Source organism: Comamonas kerstersii (assembly GCF_002056725.1).
Classification (GTDB): domain Bacteria; phylum Pseudomonadota; class Gammaproteobacteria; order Burkholderiales; family Burkholderiaceae_C; genus Comamonas; species Comamonas kerstersii.
Map to the genome: position 1 here is coordinate 1382501 of NZ_CP020121.1, position 2500 is coordinate 1385000.

The 2500-nt window shown below is 49.4% G+C and carries 1 tRNA gene and 1 rRNA gene (both cut by a window edge); both read left to right on the forward strand.

Annotated features, from left to right (window positions below):
* Positions 1–71: transfer RNA gene (locus B5M06_RS06435), tRNA-Ala, on the forward strand (it extends 5 nt beyond the left edge of the window).
* 392 nt (positions 72–463) lie between these two features.
* Positions 464–2500: ribosomal RNA gene (locus B5M06_RS06440) — 23S ribosomal RNA — on the forward strand; it runs 845 nt beyond the window's last position.

Consider the following 2500-nt stretch of genomic DNA (forward strand, 5'->3'; position numbering starts at 1 on the left):
ATTAGCTCAGCTGGGAGAGCACCTGCTTTGCAAGCAGGGGGTCGTCGGTTCGATCCCGTCATCCTCCACCACAAATTCTTGGTGTAAACACTGAGAATTTAAAAAAGATAGCGCCATGCGGTGCTACAATAGTTGGCTCACTTCAATACAAAAGCAGTCTTTGCAAGACTGCTTTTGTATTGAGCTTTGCTCCATAGGCTGTTCTTTAAAAATTCATAGAGTCGAAAATCAGCGTTGCTGACGGAAACACCTTTGAAGGTGACCGTGCCGTCAGCAACTATTTGATTGCGTCACACGAATTCAACGAACTTGAATTCGATGTAATGACGAATCATTCTCTAGGCTGCGTTGCAAAACGCAACCGAAGAATCATTCACATTACGGCATAACGCGTGAGGTGCAAGACCTCACCAGTCTTTGAACTCCAAATGGCGAACTCTGGCAACAGAGATCAAAGTTATAGGGTCAAGTGACTAAGAGCATATGGTGGATGCCTTGGCGATTACAGGCGATGAAAGACGTGATAGCCTGCGAAAAGCTTCGGGGAGCTGGCAAATAAGCTTTGATCCGGAGATGTCTGAATGGGGAAACCCACCCGCAAGGGTATCAACAGCTCAATACATAGGCTGTTGAAGCGAACCTGGAGAACTGAAACATCTAAGTACCCAGAGGAAAAGAAATCAACCGAGATTCCGATAGTAGTGGCGAGCGAATTCGGAAGAGCCTTCTAGTGATAGTCGACGAGTTAACAAAACGGCATGGAAAGGCCGGCCATAGTAGGTGATAGCCCTGTATGTGAAAACTTGTCGGTGGTACTGAGCTAGAGAAAAGTAGGGCGGGACACGTGTAATCCTGTCTGAATATGGGGGGACCATCCTCCAAGGCTAAATACTCGTAATCGACCGATAGTGAACCAGTACCGTGAGGGAAAGGCGAAAAGAACCCCGGGAGGGGAGTGAAACAGATCCTGAAACCGTATGCTTACAAAAAGTCGGAGCCTCGTAAGGGGTGACGGCGTACCTTTTGTATAATGGGTCAGCGACTTACATTCAGTGGCAAGCTTAACCGAGTAGGGAAGGCGTAGAGAAATCGAGTCCGAATAGGGCGTTTTTAGTCGCTGGGTGTAGACCCGAAACCAAGTGATCTAACCATGGCCAGGATGAAGGTGCCGTAACAGGTACTGGAGGTCCGAACCGACTGATGTTGCAAAATCAGCGGATGAGCTGTGGTTAGGGGTGAAAGGCTAAACAAACTTGGAAATAGCTGGTTCTCTCCGAAAACTATTTAGGTAGTGCCTCAAGTATTACCTGCGGGGGTAGAGCACTGTTTTGGCTAGGGGGTCATGGCGACTTACCAAACCAAGGCAAACTCCGAATACCGCAGAGTACAGCTTGGGAGACAGAGCACCGGGTGCTAACGTCCGGACTCAAGAGGGAAACAACCCAGACCGCCAGCTAAGGTCCCTAAAATTGGCTAAGTGGGAAACGAAGTGGGAAGGCTAAAACAGTCAGGATGTTGGCTTAGAAGCAGCCATCATTTAAAGAAAGCGTAATAGCTCACTGATCGAGTCGTCCTGCGCGGAAGATGTAACGGGGCTAAGCCAGTTACCGAAGCTGCGGATGTGCAATTTATTGCACGTGGTAGGAGAGCGTTCTGTAAGCCTGTGAAGGTGTCTGGTAACGGATGCTGGAGGTATCAGAAGTGCGAATGCTGACATGAGTAGCGTTAAAAGGGGTGAAAAGCCCCTTCGCCGTAAGCGCAAGGTTTCCTACGCAACGTTCATCGGCGTAGGGTGAGTCGGCCCCTAAGGCGAGGCAGAGATGCGTAGCTGATGGGAAACAGGTCAATATTCCTGTACCGATCAATAGTGCGATGTGGGGACGGAGAAGGTTAGCTCAGCCACCTGTTGGAATAGGTGGTTCAAGCGTGTAGTCGTGCCTGGTAGGCAAATCCGCCGGGCTTAGATGAGGCGTGATAACGAGTGTGCTTGCACACGAAGTGAGTGATACCCTGCTTCCAGGAAAAGCCACTAAGCTTCAGCTATTGATTGACCGTACCGCAAACCGACACTGGTGCGCGAGATGAGTATTCTAAGGCGCTTGAGAGAACTCTGGAGAAGGAACTCGGCAAATTGATACCGTAACTTCGGGAGAAGGTATGCCCTCGGTATGTGAAGTTGAACAAACGGAGCAGAAAAGGGTTGCAAAAAATCGGTGGCTGCAACTGTTTAATAAAAACACAGCACTCTGCAAACACGAAAGTGGACGTATAGGGTGTGACGCCTGCCCGGTGCTGGAAGATTAAATGATGGGGTGCAAGCTCTTGATTGAAGTCCCAGTAAACGGCGGCCGTAACTATAACGGTCCTAAGGTAGCGAAATTCCTTGTCGGGTAAGTTCCGACCTGCACGAATGGCGTAATGATGGCCACACTGTCTCCTCCAGAGACTCAGCGAAGTTGAAATGTTTGTGATGATGCAATCTCCCCGCGGAAAGACGGAA